This window comes from Streptomyces sp. CC224B (assembly GCF_030010595.1).
Taxonomy (GTDB): Bacteria; Actinomycetota; Actinomycetes; order Streptomycetales; family Streptomycetaceae; genus Streptomyces; species Streptomyces longispororuber.
This window is the reverse complement of sequence record NZ_JASCXL010000128.1, coordinates 1-16826: the sequence shown is the minus strand read 5'-3', so window position 1 is coordinate 16826 and position 16826 is coordinate 1. Positions and strand designations below refer to the sequence as shown.

Sequence of the window (16826 nt, the reverse complement as noted above, 5' to 3'; positions counted from 1 at the left end):
GCACGCTGACCCCATGACTTCCTTCGCTGACTTCACCCACCACCGCGTCCCCGTCGCCGACGGCGTCGAGCTGAGCGCGGTCGTCGGCGGCGACCCGGACGGCAGCCCCGTCGTCCTGCTGCACGGCTTCCCCCAGACCCGTCTCATGTGGCGCCACGTGGCCCGGGACCTCGCCGCCGACCACACCGTCATCTGTCCCGACCTGCGCGGCTACGGCGCCAGCGACAAACCGGCCGAGGCGCCGGACGGCCTGACCTACGCGAAGCGGACCATGGCGGCCGACGTCGTGGCGCTGGCCCGGGCGCTCGGGCACGAGCGGTTCGCGCTCGCGGGCCACGACCGGGGCGCGCTGGTGGCGATCCGGGCGGGCCTCGACCACCCGGACGCGGTCACGCACCTCGCCTCGCTCGACGTGCTGCCCACCCTCGACATGTGGGAGGTGATGCGCGGCACGTCCGCGGCCGTCGGCTTCCACCTGTACCTGATGGCGCAGCCGCCCGGCCTCCCGGAGCGGATGATCGGGGCGGACCCGGACGGCTTCTTCGGCCACTTCCTGGACCTGTGGACGCGGGACCGGGACGCGATCCCCGCCGACGTCCGGGCGGCCTACCTGGCGGCCTGCCGGGACGCCGTGCCGTCGATCGTGGCGGACTACCGCGCCTCGGCCTTCGCGGACGTCGAGCACGACACGGCCGACCGCCGCGCGGGCACCGTGCTGCGGATGCCGGTGACGGTCCTCCAGCAGGACTGGGGCGCGGCCCTCGGCTTCGACGCGGCGGCCCGGTGGCGCGCGTGGGCCCCGGACCTGGTCCACCGGACCGTGTCCTGCGGGCACTTCATGGCCGAGGAGTCCCCGGCGACGGTCACGGCCGCGCTGCGGGACCTGCTGCGCCGCTGACCGGGGCTGCCCCCTCCCGGCAGTACTGCCGTACAGCCGTACTGCCGTACTGCCGGAGCACGGACGGCGCGCTTCCGGGTGAGCGGCGTACCGACGGCGGGAGCCGGAGTGGTTTCGAACGCCGTGTCGGGGCCCCCTCCCTGGCGTAGGAGTTGTCAGCCACCGCCTACTAGCGGGCAAGGCGATGCCGACCGCACTCTGTAATCGGGACAACACGCACAGCGAAAGGCCCTCGTCATGGAAGCGGTAACCCCCCACGACCGCGACGCCTTCGTCGCGCACGCCACTACGGACATCTACGGCCCCGGCAAGGTGCTCGGCGTCGACGGCGAGTACCGCCGCGTCCGGTTCGTCCACTTCGTGGCGACGGTACGGGCCGACGACTTGCGCCCCGCCGACCACCAGGAGCGCGCGGAGCTGACGGCCTGGCTGCGGGCGAAGGCGGAGCGGTACGGGGGCGACTGGTAGAGCGGGGCCGGGCGCCCCTGTCCCTCGCGTACGCCGCCGCGGCCGGGCCCGAGAGAACGGAGGCCGTCCGCTTCCGGCCGTCCGGGGGGATATTCGAACAGACTGCCAGGTCAGCTCGGACTGCCACCGCGGTGGCGCGCCCGAAGGGACGTACCGCTCCCCACGTGCCGCTCCCTTAGGGCACGGCCCCCACCTGCGCGGAAGCGGAAGGGCGCCTCATGGTTGAGGGGTTAATAACGTCTGAAATCAGGCCGTATCGGGATCACGGCACCCGCTTCTAGGCTGTGGCCGCGACGCACCACCGGTGCGTTCCCATGCCCCACTTCCGGGAGGCTGACGTGACAGCACTGTCCGAGGGCATCTACCTCTTCAAGAACGAAGCGAGCGGGCTGTACGCGACCGTGCAGCCCGGGGCCGGGGAGAAGCAGGGCGCGAAGGTCGTGCTGGAGGAGCTGCGCGGCGAAGGCCCGGCACGGCACGGCCAGTTGTGGCACCTGCGGCCGCACAGCGCGCGCGACGGCGCGTGGACGATCCAGAACGTCCTGAGCACGTTCCGGATGGACATCATGGCGAACCGCGGCCGCGCGGGCGCCGCGGTGCAGCAGTGCCCGGCGGAGTCGCGGGACGACCTGCTGGCCTCGCAGCTCTGGCGGCCGCAGGAGACGGCCGGGGCCGACGAGGACACGTACGCGATCGTCAACGTGAACAGCGGCAAGCACCTCGCGGTGCGGGGCGGCCGCCGGGAGGTGAACGCCGAGCTGGAGCAGGCGGAGCCGCGGACGGGCGTGGACCGGGGCACCCAGGTGTGGCGCCTGGAACGCGTCCCTGCGCTGGGCCAGACGAAGGGCTTCGACGCGCTGACGGCGTCCGTGGTCTCCGGCACCGGCGGCGGCGTGCTCGGCACGGTCGTCAGCGGACTGACCGGGGCGGCGAAGGGCGTCCTCGACGCGGGCGGTGGCGTCTTCGAGACAATGGCGAAGGTGGTGACGGACCCCAAGGCGCCGTATCTGCGGTTCGACGGCTTCCGCGGGGACGAGTTCATCCGCTTCTCGCAGCGGCACGGCATCGAGTCCGGCCCGAAGAAGATCACGGAACAGTTCACGCGCCCGCCGCGCGGCTTCCCCGAGCACTACGACGACGTCATGACGGCCCGCAGGGGCAGCGGCCACACGCACGCGGCCATCCTGACCGACACGATCTGGGAGTTCTCGGAGCGGTCGGCCAGCACGGCCCCGCGCCGCCTGGACGCGATCCTCGCCCCGCGCGAGAAGACGCACATCGACGCCGCGACCATCGGCGACGCCCAGGGCGAGACCGTCGTGCTGTTCCTGGGCGACCAGGTCGTGCGCGCCCCGGCCGACGACTTCAGCCGCGGCCGGGACTTCCCCCTGAAGCACACACCGGAGGCGTTCCGCTCCGGCCTGGACACCGCCACCTCCACCGCCGTGGACGACGAGATGCACTACTTCCTCGTCAAGGGCGACGAGTTCGTGGTCGTCAGCGAGGGCCGCCTCATCCAGGACGCGACGAAACTCGCCGACGCCTATCCCTTCCTCAACGGGGTGTGGATGTAGGGCCCGCGAGGACGGGGCGGGGCCCGGCGGCGGCCGGGCCGACAGCCGGGCCGGGTGGCCACGCGGCCACCCGGCCACCACACCACCCGGTCATCAGGCCACCTCGCCCCCGGCCGCATGGCCACCCGATCGCCCAGTGCGGGGCGGGTCACACCTCCTGCGGGGCCACCGTCGGCAGGGGCAGCGGCGGGGACATCGGGTACGCCGACGGCACGCCGCCCGCGCGACGGGACCTGGGCAGCCACAGCGCGAGCGTGGCGCTGACCCGGTCGAAGACGGGCGCGGCCCCCAGCGGGGCGGGCAGCAGCGCGCCGAGCGACGGCGCACCCTCCAGGTCGTGGTCCCGGGAAGCGATGGTGTGCAGCCCGACCAGCCGGTGCTCGGGCTGCCACAACAGCCACGCCCCGCCGAGGCCCCGGGCCCCGGCCTCGTCCCGCAGCGCCGGCCAGACCCGGCCGAGCACGGCTCCGGCGTCCCCCTCGTACGCGTACCGGAACCGCTCGAAGCGGCTCACGTGATGGTCGTCGAGCGGCGTGAAGTGGTGGGCCCCCGCGACCCGCCACACGTACCGCTCCACCCCCAGGAAGAACGGACGTTCCCAGAACCGCACCCCCGGCTCGAACTCCAACTCCTGGCTCGTGAACCGCTCGTAGTCGAGCACGTCCGCCCACGTCTCGAAGAGGTACCGCCCGCCGGTGAGGTGCGTGCCGGTCACCGCGTCGATCCGGCTCGGCATGTACTTCGCGTACATGCCGGGCCGCTCGTCCATGACCCGCCGCTCGACCTCCTGCTTGTCGACGATGTCCTGCACGCCGACGCCCGCCGCGAGCGCGAAGTCGGACGTGAACGCGGCCTCCATGGGGATCGGCCCGACGCCGTAGCCCTTGAGGGGACCGGGCCCGTACGGGTGCGTGGTCATGGCGCTGCTCCTTCGGTGCTGCTGCTGGCGCCGGTGCTTCCGGCGCTTCGGTGCTCGGCGCTTCGGCGCTCGGCGCTGTGGCGCTGCCGGGGCGTTGCTGACGCCTGGACGCTACTGGTGCCCACTCGCCTCACTGCGCGCCGCACGACGACAGTAATCCGAACACCGACCAAACTCCAAACGCTGTTCAATCTTTGTCCGCCGTACCATGGAGCGCGACGGGACAGGCCGGGCGAGGGCAGGAGACGACGGGCACATGGGCGGCGCGACGGAAGGCACGGCGGGCACGTGAGCGACGCAGGCTCAGGGGGCGCCAGCCGCCGGCAGCGGCACCGTGCGCAGACGACCGCCGAGATCAAGGCGACAGCGCTGAAACACCTGGTGGAAGGCGGCGCCGACGCCGTCGCGCTGCGCGGCATCGCCCGCGACATGGGCATGGCGCCAGGCACCTTCTACACCTACTTCGACACTCGCGAGGCCCTCCTCGCGGCGCTCGCCGCCGACGCGTACCGCGCGCTCGCCGCGCACTTGCGCACCGCCCGCGAGGGGGCGCGGACCCCTGCGGAACGCGCCGTCGCCCATGGACTGGCCTACCGCGAGTGGGCTCTCGGACACCCGCAGGAGTTCCGGCTCCTCTTCAGCGGCCGCAGCCCGCACGCGCGGACGCCGGACGCCACGGAGGCGGAGTACGAACTGTGCCTGGGCATCGTGGAGGTCGCGGCCACCGCGCAGCCACCGGCCGGTGAACCCCCCTACACCTGGGACGACTTCGCCCCGCACTTCACCGAGGTGGCCCGGTCCGCCTTCCCCACCCTGACCCCCACGACCCTGGCCCGCTCCCTCCGCCTCTGGGGCCGCCTGCACGGCCTGGTCACCCTGGAGATCGACGGCTTGCTCCGCCCGCAGATCACGACCCCGGAACGGCTGTACCGGGACGAGCTGGACGACATGACGACCTGGCTGGGCCACACACCCCCGACCAACACCTGAGAAGCCCACCCCCCAGCCCTGGCCCCCACCGGGGCCCCCGGGGCAACGAAAAACCCCAGGTCAGAGTAGTTCTAACCTGGGGTCCAAGTGGAGCCGCCTTCGGGATTCGAACCCGAGACCTACGCATTACTGGTCATTCGCTCTTGGTACCGGGGTGTCCGGGACCCACCTTTCGAAGGACGCGATGCGGCACATGGGCGAGTTCTTCGCACCTGGCCTCCAGCCCACCCCCGACAAACCCGCGACCAGGACTGAGACGGCCGGCACCAAAGCGGCGCGGCCTCGGCGGCGGCGTGGCATCCGCTGAACGATGCCCCGGGGCGAGATCGTCTTTCGTCCAGCGTCAGTAGCAGCGGGCGGTTAGAGGGCTTCCCAGTCCATCGACTGAAAGCCATGATGTACCGCCGTGAAGGACTTCGTGATTCCTCTCGCAATCGCCGTCATCGGGCTTGCAGCAACCGGCTGGGGTGCACTTGTTGGGGCGCGAGCAGCCAGATTTGGTGCGGAGAAGAACGCCGAGGCTGTTCGACGGCAGGTGCAGGATCAAGGCGCCGTCGAGCACGGCCACTGGATGCGACAAGAGCGCATGACCGCGTACGAGAGCTTCCTTGGAGCCTGGGATGAGTGCTTGCGTATCACCCAGACGTCTACTGGCACCAACTCTCCCGATTCAGCAGAGCTGGAAGCCCTTCGAGTGGCTGCAGTCCGCATGGCTGAGCGAGCACGACGCATCGCAATCCTCGGCCCCTCGGACGTCACGCGTGCCGCTGAGTCCCTAGCTAAGACAATGGAGCGAGACGTAGCGATCGCTGGTCGACTCGCCGCAGAGGTCCAAGAAGCGATAGCTGAGGTGGGAGCAGAGTTCCAGCACCGGAATCGAGACCTCACAAACCTCGTAACCTCGTATCGGGAACAAGGACGAGACCTGCGTGAACTGGATGGGCACCCAGTGCTCCGTGCAGCGATGGAGAGCATGCAGCGATACCGTCAGGTCTCCGGCGCCGCTCGTGATGCCCTTACAGAGAACATCGAGCGACTCGCTGCAGCATCGGAGCAAGCATTCCCGGCGGGAGCTGAACTCATCCTGAACCGGGAGCAGCATGAAATCGACCGAGAGCGGTTCACACGTGCAGCCCGTACGGCACTGAGCACGCCACCCCCGCTCGCGATGTCGACTGCGACCAGAACTGAGACCTCTGGCACCCGTGTGAGGCTCGCCCGACGTCACAATCGCACTCGTCAACAACAAAACCCCAGGCCAGAGGAGATCTGACCTGGGGTCCCAGTGGAGCCGCCTTCGGGATTCGAACCCGAGACCTACGCATTACGAGGGCCCGCAAGATCATCCCGGCCGGTGCTGGACGTTGCCGCTCAATCCCGTTTCCCCAGGTCAGGCAGATACGGCTCGGCCCCCGCGTGCCGCCCAATCCGTCCTATGCCATCCCGTCCGCTCACGCACCGCTCACGCTATCGGCATCAGGGCACGATGCCCCGGGCACCATCTGCCGAACCGTAGCGAGCAGCCTGCCTTCCTTGCCTCAGCCTACCCAACAGAGGTCGCGCGAGCTCGGGTCGACTGGTCGGGCGATCAGCGCGCACACCCACTGCCCACAGCGATGCCACGCCATACCTTCCCTCACAGCCCAAGAAACGTGGCCCGCATCAAGGTCATCAACCCACCCAGCTCGAGCCCGAGTTTGCGACGCAGTTCGTCCCAGGTCTCTGTCGAGATCGGTTCCCTCTGAGTGCCCAGGCGGGCGGGAATCAGTCGGGCAAGCGGCACGTTCAACTTGCCGCGCATCGCTTCCGCGTAACCCCACATCGATGTTCTATCGGTGTTCAGGGCATGCCAGACGGTCAGCGGGTCAACGTTGGCACCACTCTCGTATCGCGCTGCCGCACAACCAGCGGCCAGCGCCTCGTGAACAAGGACGATGAACTTCGCTCGGATGCCCTCCAACGCCTGTTGCCGGCGAGTGTCGGTGAGGGCGCTTTCGTACGACCGTTGCCTTCCAATAGCTTCGATCCGAATGGTGTTGGCTGTCTCTTCAGCCTCACCGCGTGCGGCCGCCGCTCCGAGGTCGTCAATGTCCTTCAGCCCTTGCACCACAGTGGGCGGAGTGCGGTCAGCCCGTACAGCAACACTCGGCCATGCCCCGTCACCGGTGATGACCAGCGCGCTGTCGTCGGAAAGATTTTCCCCCGCCCTACGGGCAAGCGCCTCGGACAGGGCTGGGTGGCCATACGTCGCCAGAGCTGTCCAACTCTCCCCATCACGCGATGCCCGCGCGGGGTCAGACGTGACGGGGCGGCCGGCCTTGTCGAGAACAGCACCGAAGCGTTCGAAGAGGACTTCACGGAGGTCCTCCAAGGCAACGGGGGAGGGAGCGTGCTCGGGCAGCGGCATCGCATCCTCCGCGCCGAAGCCGACACCTTCCTGTCGCACGATGTCGATCTGGTCGACCAGATCGCGGATCGCCTGTTGCTGAGCCGATGCCCTCTCGCTCCTGGGCGCCTTGAAGATCGCCTGAAATGCGCGCTCGGTGGCACCGAGAATGGGCTGAAGCTGACCGAGCAGCTGGCGAAAATCGTCGATCCGTCCGGCAAGAGCGGCGTAGACGTCTTGCTCAACGGTGTTGGGTACAAAGTAGCTTCGGATGTGGACCACATCGCGCGCTTGCCCGAGACGATCCACGCGGCCGATGCGCTGTTCGACCCGCATCGGGTTCCACGGCATGTCGTAATTGATGAGGAAGCTGCACGCCTGGAGGTTGAGCCCCTCACTGGCCGCGTCGTTGGCTAGCAGAACGGTCACACGGCCGGAACGCACAGCGTCGACAAGGTCACGCTTGGAGATGTCAACCCAGCCTTCGTGATCACGGAAGACCTGCCCGCCCTGTCCGGTGAACGTGGCCAGCTGTGATCTGTAGGCTCCGACAAGCCTGTCACGGAGGCTCAGAAGCGTGTCTGTGTACTGGGTGAAGACGATAGTTGAATGCCCTCGCCCACGGGCAGCGTCCAAATCGGAGCGCAACCGGTCAAATTTCGAGTCCGGCACATTCTTCATCCGGCCGATGTATCCCCGGATGTCCTCTATATCCGTCGGCGTCAGTGGCAGTGCCTGAGAGTCGTTGACCTGGTGCCCGTCTCCGGTCTCGAGTGCAGCATCGCTCCACGCCTCCTCGAAGTCTTCTGCCGCTTGATCATCGTCGAGCGCCAGGGCCTCGCGGTTGAGTCGCTTGGTCAACGTCGCCTGGATCGCTGCCCAGGACGAGGTCAGCCGACGGCGGTATACGGTCAATACAAAGCCGGCGCCACGCTTGCTTCCATGCGCAGACATGAGCCGGTCAATGAGGTCGTCCAGCTCGTCGTAGAGTTCCTGCTCCTCTTGGGTGAAGGGCACCACAACCGGCTGGGTGTCCCGATCAGCAAGGTTCTCCGTAAGAAGCCCGCGGTCGCGATACATCTTCAACGTCTCACGACTATGGCGGGTGACGAACTGACCGACAGGACTGAGCAGAGAAAGCCACTCCCGCAGCGCGGCCAGTCCGCTGGGCGTCAGCTCCTGGGCAATCTCCTCCCCAGATAGGTCTCCCGTGCCGAACTTCTCGATGCGGGCCGCTGCTACCGGTCCCACTTGGCTACGGATCCCCTGGAGGACCGCTTCCTCTGCCGCTGTACGCGGTAGTCGAGGCGTATCGCGCAGCGTCTGGTCCAGCCATGCCCAGGCCGTCTTTCGATCCTTTGGGCCGTCACCCTTGGCCACTTCACGGAAATACTTCTCAAATGCATGCGGGTTTGCCAAAGGACCCTGCAGCCCCACATGGATGAGCAGGTCCCGCAGCTCGATCGGGGCAACCTGCATCGGTGTCGCTGTGAGCAACCAGAGCGCCTTGGCCGCCCCCTGTTGTGTGATGCGATCGAGCAGTTCGAGCAGGCGTCCCGGGCGGTACTCATCCTCATCAATGTGAGTGCGGCGAGCGTGGTGCGCCTCATCCACAATCACGAGGTCATACGGCCCGGCCGCAAGAAGGCGATCCTGCTCGGCTGGCCGACGAGCCAGGTGGCTGGAGGCGATCAGTACCGGCTCGGACTCCCACGGATTCACTCCTGGTACGACACTCCGCACATCATCAGGGTGAGCACCAAAGATCTTGCCGCCTTCAAGGCGGGGGACCCATAGGCCGAACTTCTCGAAGAGCTCGTCCTGCCACTGCCGACATACATTCGCGGGTGCCAGGATCAGGGCACGTCGCACGCGCTTCGACAGCACGAGCCGGCGCAATGACATACCAGCTGAGATCGTCTTACCGAGACCAACTTCGTCGGCGAGTAGCCAGGAGCGGGGGTAGAGACCGGCAAGCCGTTCAACCACCTGCTGCTGATGCGGGAAGAGCGTCAGTCCCGTCGTTGCCACCGGAAGAGCCTCTGCACCCACGAGAGCCGGAGCCACCTGCAGAAAGCGAGCGACGGCAGCATCGTCGCCAATAGGTTCTGGCTCTTCCGGATCCCTCTCCCCCGGCATCACGTCCGGCGCCATGCTCAACAGGCGCTCTGACGCGGCATCCGGCAGCGCGTACACCTTGAAGCCAGCCATGCGGCCAGCCCAATGCTCCTCAAACTTCAGAGCCCAATGACTGAAGTACGTTGCAGCTTCAGTCCACGAGGGATAAACAGAAAACGACTCGAAGTTGCGGGTCCAGGCTTGGGCGGACTCGTTTACCGACCCCTGGAAGGCGACGCCATCGCCAGCCATGTCCCGCAGGACCCCGATTTTCTCGTGGAAGTACGGGTCCATGCTGCCACCAACGAGAGGCGTCCCATCGTGGTCAACTGGGATTGCGATCCGTACATCTAGGCGTCCCACCTTCGCCAGCCAGGCAAGCACCTCAAGGCGGCGTCGATCCACTTCGGACTCAGTAACCAAAGCATCCGCGAGTTTCTTGGCGAACGCCGGGCCGATCTCGGCCCGACCGAGAAGGGCGTCCCGGTCCCCCGAACTGACCTCAGCACCGCACAGCAGCCGCACGCGGCCGCCACCATTGATGAAGCGGGACAGACCGCGTGCAGCAACGCTCAGAGAAGAGGAACGAAAGTACCCGACCGAGCGGTCGTAGTGCACCGACCGTGACAGTGCCGGAACGTAGAAAGCCTCCAGCACTCGATCGCTGGAGTCATAACCCGGCTTAAGGTCCAAGCCCCTCAATCCCGGCGGCGACGTAAGACTGATGTCAGACATCGAATCCGAAGGTCTGCTGCTCGTGCTGCAAAACAGGTTCCACCTCGTCCACTGGCGGCTCAATGTGATCGAACAGTGCCGCTCGGAGGCTGTCCAGGATCCGCGCCTCCGGCCGGGAAAAAGCACCCTTCTCTTTCACGCGAGGAATTGCGTAGAGGGCTGCGCGAACCACCTCAGTGAGGGTTGAATCGTCAGCCAGACCTGCGCGGTTCAGCCAAGCCTTCGCTGCGCCGAGACCATCTGAGTCGTACAGCGCCATCAGAGCATGCAGCCGATCGAGCCACGTCCCAAGCTCCGCAGCATCCGGGTCAAGCGCACCCGCTGTGACTCGCTGTGCCGGCGTGAGAAGGGTGACGCTTCCGCTCGACGCCTTGACCACCTTGTCCCTCTTAGCAAGATCATCGAGCTCAAGGTGAGTCGCGATTGAGAGCTTTCGTGCTTCGTCATACGGGAATTCCGCAGCAGCGAAGTCACTCCAGGCGAGCAAGTACCAGTCAGTGACCCGGTCGAAGTCAATATCCCGACCTCCCAGAAGCTCCCGCTTCTTGAGCGAGGCAACCTTTTCGCGGGCCAAATCGAGCGCCGCGTCAGGCCGCAAGACCTCCGGGTTGCCGTCACCATCCAGTTCACCGGTGTAGACGGGCCAACGGTCGGACAGCACCGAAAGGACCGGACCATACGTTGCGATCGTGAGGTCGACTCCGGTCATCCCCTGCGCAGCAAATCGAGTTACGGCATCTTCTGCAGCTCGCTCCACATCGCGTCGGATATCCGACCAGTAAGCAGGTTCGCTATTTACCCGCTTCCGGCATCCCAGAAAAATTGAAGATTTCGCCGAGTTTTTCTTGGCCTGATGAAGAGAGTTCTCACTCTCTGTATGGACTGGCCATGACGAGTTGATAGAGAAGCCAGAATCCAGGAGCGCCGAGCCAAGGGTGTCCCAGGCAGAAATCTTCTTGTGCGTGAACATGACTGTCATCACGCCGTCAGACTTCAGTACTCGGTGGGCCTCACGAAACGACTGCTTCATCAACTCTTCGTATCGGTCATCAGCCAGTTTAGCCGCCGTCTTGACGTCTGACTTCTTGCGACCGCGTCGAACAGGTGGCGCCATATCCTTGAATAGGTAGGGATTGGCCACGGCCTCGGAAACCTTGTCTGTCGAGACCAGATTGGTAAACTGCGGCCACGTGTCCCTGAGCGCTCGCCTAAGCCACACGTAGAAGTAGTCGGACAGCTCCGCATACATCACGTTATCCGAATAGGGAGGGTCGGTGACGATGAGGTCTACGGATCCACTCTGCAGCGGCAGCTGCGCAGCAGACCCACTTATGATCTCAATCTTTCCGCTGTCCCGAGACGAGTCGAATCGTTCCCCGCCGGAAATGAGGCGTGCAGTTCCTTCGTAAGTGCGCCGAATTTGATCAATCGCCCAGTCCGGCAGCGAATGCGCCGCATCGAGCTCGGCAAAGGACATCTTGAATGAGAGGTCGTGCTGACTGAATGTGTTCGCCGTAACTTGGCGCAATGAGTGCCAGACGCTCATCCGGCTGTTGTAGTTCAGGCACTTACTGATCGCGAACGCGAGATAGAGTCCAAGCGCCTTCGCGTACGGCTCACTAAGCTCTTCTCTCGCCTCTGCAACAATCTTCTGGGTCTCTTCGAGTGCAGTCAGGTTTGCCAGCAGCTGCCGTGGAGTGAACATGTCCGACCAGCGGGTAATCCCCATGCGGCGCGGTTCGGAAGTCTTCCATCCATCCGGAATCTCATCTGTGGGCGCGAGATCGGAGATCTCCCAACCAGGGAGGCGGTCCGCAAGCTCCCTCTCAGCAGCTTGGACAGCAGCTAGATCATCGCTCGTCGGCGCGCGGAACCTTCGCCCCTTGACCCCGCTACGGGTGGTTGCCAGAGCCAGGAGTTGCTGGCCAAGGTGCCCTGATTGCGCCATCTCCTGAATATATTCGCCGGAGAATGTTTCGCCAGTCCAGATACTGGTCGCTGTGCCATTCTTATATGTGGCTCTGCTTCCAGGAGTCGCAGCAGCACTGCCCTCTACGATTCTCGGATTGACTGTCCCTTCCTCGTGGTCGATCTCCAGGTCTACGGCCACCTTAAGGCCGGAGGCGGGGCGAGCGAGCCAATAGTTTGGCGACAGTGGCGTTGGGCGACCGGTCGTAGGACAAGGAACGGTGTGCGCCCAAACGTAGGCGACCACCGTTTCCCCACCCTGCAGGGGATAGAATTCTTCGAGCCTCTTACGCACACGGCCAGCCCAACGGTTGCCCCAGACGCTAATAACCTGCGTGAATTCGACCCCGAGATCGGCAGGAAGAGCTACCGTGCCTTCAAGGATCGCGGATGCTACTGGGTTCAACTCATTGGCGTACGTATCGAATCCGTATCGCACGGCCTCAAATGGGATACTCCCTCCCCCGGAGAACATATCCAGGAGAGTCGTTTCCTCGGATCCGGTGTCGCTGCGCAACCCAGAAAGTCGCGAAATTCGCTCAAGATCCTCGCGGCCTGGACTTTCCGTGAACGCCCGCGGATATCCATATCCGTTCCCTGGAAGCTTAATGCCGACCTCTTTAGCTGCCGCAATTGCCTTCCGTGAAGAAACGGGATCACCTGCGATTCCCAAGCACATCAGGAACCACGCATGGTATTCTCTCTCTCCGCCGGGAAATTCGTTCTGCAAGCCGGCGAGGACACGCGCGCAGTCCTCGTCCCTTTCCGCTTCACCAGGCGTCGGCCAGGCCGGTAGCGCAGAAGCAACCACAGCCGCGCGGCTGGCAATGTGAGGACGCCGAGCCCACCAGACGTGCAACGCGAAAGTCGGCGGCAAAGCCGTGAAGGTCCCGGTTTCCCTGACGCTTTCGGCGCCAATAGACGCTGAAGGCAACCACTGCTCGATAAGGCTCCGGGTCACCGTCTGGCCTCCCACTGTGTCTGCACGGCGGATCTGTCCGCTGCGCCCTGATCTGCTCTTTCGGTGCGCAGAGTCACCTGCGCTTACCTCCATCAAGGAGGATGCGTAGCGCCTTGAGCCCATGACGATGTTGGACCTGCGCATGCCAGTAGGCCGCTTCCTCTCGACTCATCGCAGCGACCCCTGCGGCAATGTCAATGATCCGGTCCGTTCGGCGAAGTGGCTTCACAGCACGGAGCAGCAACTCTGCGTGCGCACCGAGCATGGGATCGAGTACCACCGGCTTGGGTGCGTTCCAGTCTCTCCCCCGCAGTCCGGCACTACGCAGAACATCCTGGAGGGGTGCCGCGATGTGTGTGGCGCGACCGCCATTTACATGGATGGCTCGATGGCCGCCGTCGAGATCATCTGCGGCGACATCAACTGCAACGATGCGGCCATCCTCATCGCGGGAAATTAGGCAGGTGTATTGCTCGGCTCGGCTCATCCGTCACTCTCAGTGCGCATCGAAATCCTGCACTTGGTCGGACCAGTATCGCGCGCGGCCTGCGCGAAGCGTTCCACCACGTCGCCGGACAAGGGCAGCGGGTCGGCGAAGGCAGCGGTCACTGAAGCCTTGAGCACGGACTCACGCGGCCCAAGCAACTGCTTGAGAGCTTCTCGGAGCGGAGCGTAATCCCTGGGTGTCCCCACATAGGAGACTTTTGCCGTGTGCATCTGACCGTCGCCTAGAGTGACGACCACATCCACGTCGTAAGTCAGGTCGGCTCCCAAGGTTGCCGGTGGGATGATCGAATGGAGTCGCAACAGCTCAGGACCCGATCCGGCGCCCAGGTGGTCAACCTCGATCTTCAATTCCAACAGACTTTTCCGCTGCGTATCCGCAGCTGCGCTGCGTGCCTGTGCAAAGGCGCTGCCGGCCGCGCCGGCGCCGGTGAACACAGTGGGCTTGGCCGATTGGAAGCCCAGCTGGGTGCCACCGCCTGAAGGACCGTTCAGTGTCTCATCGGGGCAACCACGACCAGGATGGACGGTGTCACAGAGAGGGCACGCCTGCTCGACAGGCGCCGGAGCTGAGCCGGGCGGGTGCAGGAGCACATCTGCCGCTAGCCGGATGCTCGCACCAGGGTGTTCCTTGGTTGCCCAACCATCGTCGCCACGGTCCGGGTCTTGGTACTCCCACACACCGTTGCGGACGCCGGCGCTGATCAGGGAGACCAGTTGGGCCCGATCAAATACCATCTTGAGATCAGGACGCCTGGCGAATGCCTTGACCAGCTCTTCAGTCGGCTGGGGCCGGTTCATCAGGTCGCCAAGCTTGCTCTTGACATGTGCCGGGTCAATTGCCTTATCGCCGGCGCGAAGTGTCTTCTCCATTGCAGCGAGACGACTCAAGATCGCATCCGTCTGGTTGGGCCATACCGATGATGTAGTGACCTGATCGAGCTGTACTGCCTCAAGGCCTTGGCTCGTAGGCACATAGAGCGCGTTTACATGGTTACAGACCGCAACCCTTGCCATGAGCGCGGATTCCTTGGCCTTGTCCTTCAGCTCGCCGCGCTTTTCAGGGGTCAGAGCGTTCAGCGTGTCTGCGCTCGTGGAAAGCTCTTCGAGGGCGAGGTGAGTCTTCACAGCACGGACCATCGCATCATGCGTGCCCAGTGACGGTGCCAGCACCACCAGTCGATTGCGATACTCGCGAACCCCGCCGGACGGAGTGCGCTCCCACAGTTCCTGAATCTTGGGAGGGATGGCGCCGTGAGGGTCGACGCCGCGCGGGTCACCGAAGTCGTCCCAGTGCATTACGACCAGCCACGCATCCTCGGCATTGTCTGGAACCTTCGCATCATCCCAGTGTCGTCGGACCTTGAGCGTGCTGTCGCGGAACTGTTCGGTCAGGATCCTCGTGGCCTTGGTGCGCGCCTTGGTCACGCTTATTTCGCTCTCGGCCTCCTGGATCAGCTTCACCAGGGACGCCTCGGTTGAGAAGCGGTACCCGCGCACATCTGCGTGCAGGTACCAACAGGCGGACTCGAGACCATCGAGCGCCTTCTGAAGCAGGTTGGGATCGTCTCCAGGGACGAGCGTTGCGCCGAAGAGCTCGGGAGGCTGCACACCCGGCACGTCACGCGTGAGGGAGTACAGGTAGACCGCAGCTGCAAGGCGCCGCCCGTAGGGCGCGCCCATCCGCTCGTCGACCCGCTCAGCGTGTGACAACTCCGCGCCTGCCTGAGATGCGATGTCTGCCCGAATCACAGGCTCGAACTGCGGTCGCTCCAGCCGGCTGGAGAGCTCCTCGGCGATGACCCGTTCCGCGAGATCGATGTGGTGCGGGTGAATCAAGTAGGTGTTATCCGGTTGCTGAGCCCAGAGCCGACGCACAACACGGGCAAGCAGCCGCAGCGCACCGCGGGTGCGCTGGAAGTTCGGGATCGTAGACAGACGCTTGTCCAAGATCCGGATGAGGGCGGGATGGAACGGATACGTTCGCGCAACCTCTGATGCCCAGCCGCTGCCAACCATGCCCTCTGGGAGATCCAGGCCACTGGCATACGCAGCGTCGGCGGCCTCCGCATACGCCTGAGCTGCGTCCGCCGCGGCGCTACCGTTCTCGCGCTGTTTGAAGAGACGACGCTCGAGGATCTTCGGGAGATCGGGTTCCTCACTGGGGCGGAGGACTAGCTCCTTGCGCGCCATGAGGGAACGAGCCTCGTTGATGGCCTCAAGCACGTCGCTGGTCGCGTCGCCGAATGCGTCAGTCACCCCGGTGGTTGTGATCACCAATGCCGCATGGGGCAGACCATCCACCGCCTCCATGAGCGCCATCAGGAAGGCTGTGGTCTGGCTGGCGAGCGTTGTTTCGCCGACTCGCACCCCCTTGGCGACGTGGTAGTAGCGAGCGATCTCATCGATGAGGAGCAGCGAGGGGCGGTCCCCCAGCATCCGCTTGATCGCATCGGACCCCGGCGCAGTGAGCGCCTCATCGTCCGCTCGAACGAACTCGTACCCAGCAGCCCCACCGATCTGAAGTGCCAAGTATCCCCAGACGGTGCGGGGAGTGACGCCAGCGACCGCAGGGAAACTCTGCGCGCCGGTGCTGGTACCGACGAAGGCCCCCACTTGATCCACAGGCTCGCCCGGGAGGAGTGAGGCGTCCATGAACTCTGTCGCGTGGCCTGCGTCGAGTCGTCCTCGGGCAGCATGAAACAGCGCGATCAGGTTATGGGTCTTGCCGCCTCCAAGGTTGGTCTCCAGACGGATCACACTAGCGCCGTCCGGCTTGCCACCGCCGATACGTCCCAGGACCTCGTTGAGCAACGACTTCAGGCCAGCTGATGGGAAGGTGGCCGCGAAGAAGTGCCCTGCGTCAGCATAAGTGTCCGGGGCCGTACCTGCGACGACCTCCTCGAGCGACGCTGCAAAGCGCGACTCTGTGAGTTCGCCAGCCAGCACGTCATCGCGCGGCTCGACCGCCCGGAACAAGCTCTCCACGTTTCTCCCCTTCGCCACCTTCTCCTCACAGTATCCGTGAGCGTCGAAAGCGAAGAGGCCAATCTGTCCTGATCCGCAGACAGACGCCCGGTGACACGGCAAGGCAGCGCGTCCAGACGGCCTCGCGGCTCCCTCGAAGGCTGATGGGCCCGCCGCTCGGCGTAGGGGCCGCATGCCTGAGCCGGACGAGCCGCGGATTCCCATCCGGCAGTAGGACGCGTTGCGCGCTCTACAGCTCGCCTAGGCCGTTTCCTTCGGATCATCCGGTCGTTGGTCTGGGTGTGTCGTTGACTGACGCCCAGTGGGCGCGGATCGAG

The 16826-nt window shown here is 65.3% G+C and carries 10 protein-coding genes; 6 read left to right on the top strand and 4 right to left on the bottom strand.

Annotation, left to right across the window (positions count from 1 at the left end; all coding sequences use genetic code 11):
• Positions 1-13: 13 nt before the first annotated feature.
• From QK440_RS34745 to QK440_RS34735, 3 genes are all read left to right on the top strand, one after another.
• Positions 14-898, top strand: a complete 885-nt coding sequence (locus QK440_RS34745) for an alpha/beta hydrolase (protein WP_282797244.1) — start codon at positions 14-16, stop codon at positions 896-898.
• 237 nt (positions 899-1135) lie between these two features.
• Entirely contained in the window at positions 1136-1366 is a 231-nt protein-coding gene (locus QK440_RS34740; protein WP_282797243.1) for a hypothetical protein, read from the top strand.
• Between the two features lie 338 nt (positions 1367-1704).
• Positions 1705-2940 carry an RICIN domain-containing protein gene (locus tag QK440_RS34735; protein ID WP_282797242.1) on the top strand — a complete coding sequence of 412 codons (1236 nt, stop codon included), beginning with the start codon at positions 1705-1707 and terminating at the stop codon, positions 2938-2940.
• Positions 2941-3088: 148 nt separating this feature from the next.
• Here QK440_RS34735 and QK440_RS34730 read toward each other — a convergent pair whose 3' ends face one another.
• Complete coding sequence (locus QK440_RS34730; protein WP_282797241.1) at positions 3089-3859, bottom strand: hypothetical protein; 771 nt, start codon at positions 3857-3859, stop codon at positions 3089-3091.
• 288 nt (positions 3860-4147) lie between these two features.
• On the opposite strand from QK440_RS34730, the gene QK440_RS34725 reads away from it, so the two are divergent.
• Together QK440_RS34725 and QK440_RS34720 are read left to right on the top strand one after the other, a co-directional pair.
• The gene (locus QK440_RS34725; protein ID WP_282797240.1) at positions 4148-4849 is read left to right on the top strand and encodes a TetR/AcrR family transcriptional regulator; all 702 of its coding nucleotides are present in this window, start codon (positions 4148-4150) and stop codon (positions 4847-4849) included.
• A 406-nt stretch (positions 4850-5255) separates the two neighbouring features.
• Positions 5256-6122, top strand: coding sequence for a hypothetical protein (locus tag QK440_RS34720; RefSeq protein ID WP_282797239.1), 867 nt, complete (start codon positions 5256-5258; stop codon positions 6120-6122).
• 363 nt (positions 6123-6485) lie between these two features.
• Here QK440_RS34720 and QK440_RS34715 read toward each other — a convergent pair whose 3' ends face one another.
• Entirely contained in the window at positions 6486-10088 is a 3603-nt protein-coding gene (locus QK440_RS34715) for a helicase-related protein (RefSeq protein WP_282797238.1), read from the bottom strand.
• On the bottom strand, positions 10081-12786 hold the full coding sequence (locus QK440_RS34710) for a DNA methyltransferase (RefSeq protein ID WP_282797237.1): 2706 nt from the start codon (positions 12784-12786) through the stop codon (positions 10081-10083). Before QK440_RS34710 ends, QK440_RS34715 begins: the two co-directional genes overlap by 8 nt.
• A 352-nt stretch (positions 12787-13138) precedes the next feature.
• On the opposite strand from QK440_RS34710, the gene QK440_RS34705 reads away from it, so the two are divergent.
• Positions 13139-13477: a hypothetical protein gene (locus QK440_RS34705; RefSeq protein ID WP_282797236.1), complete on the top strand. Its 339-nt coding sequence runs from the start codon at positions 13139-13141 to the stop codon at positions 13475-13477.
• 23 nt (positions 13478-13500) lie between these two features.
• On the opposite strand, the gene QK440_RS34700 is transcribed toward QK440_RS34705, so the two are convergent.
• The gene (locus QK440_RS34700; protein WP_282797235.1) at positions 13501-16509 is read right to left on the bottom strand and encodes a DUF499 domain-containing protein; all 3009 of its coding nucleotides are present in this window, start codon (positions 16507-16509) and stop codon (positions 13501-13503) included.
• Positions 16510-16826: the final 317 nt, after the last annotated feature.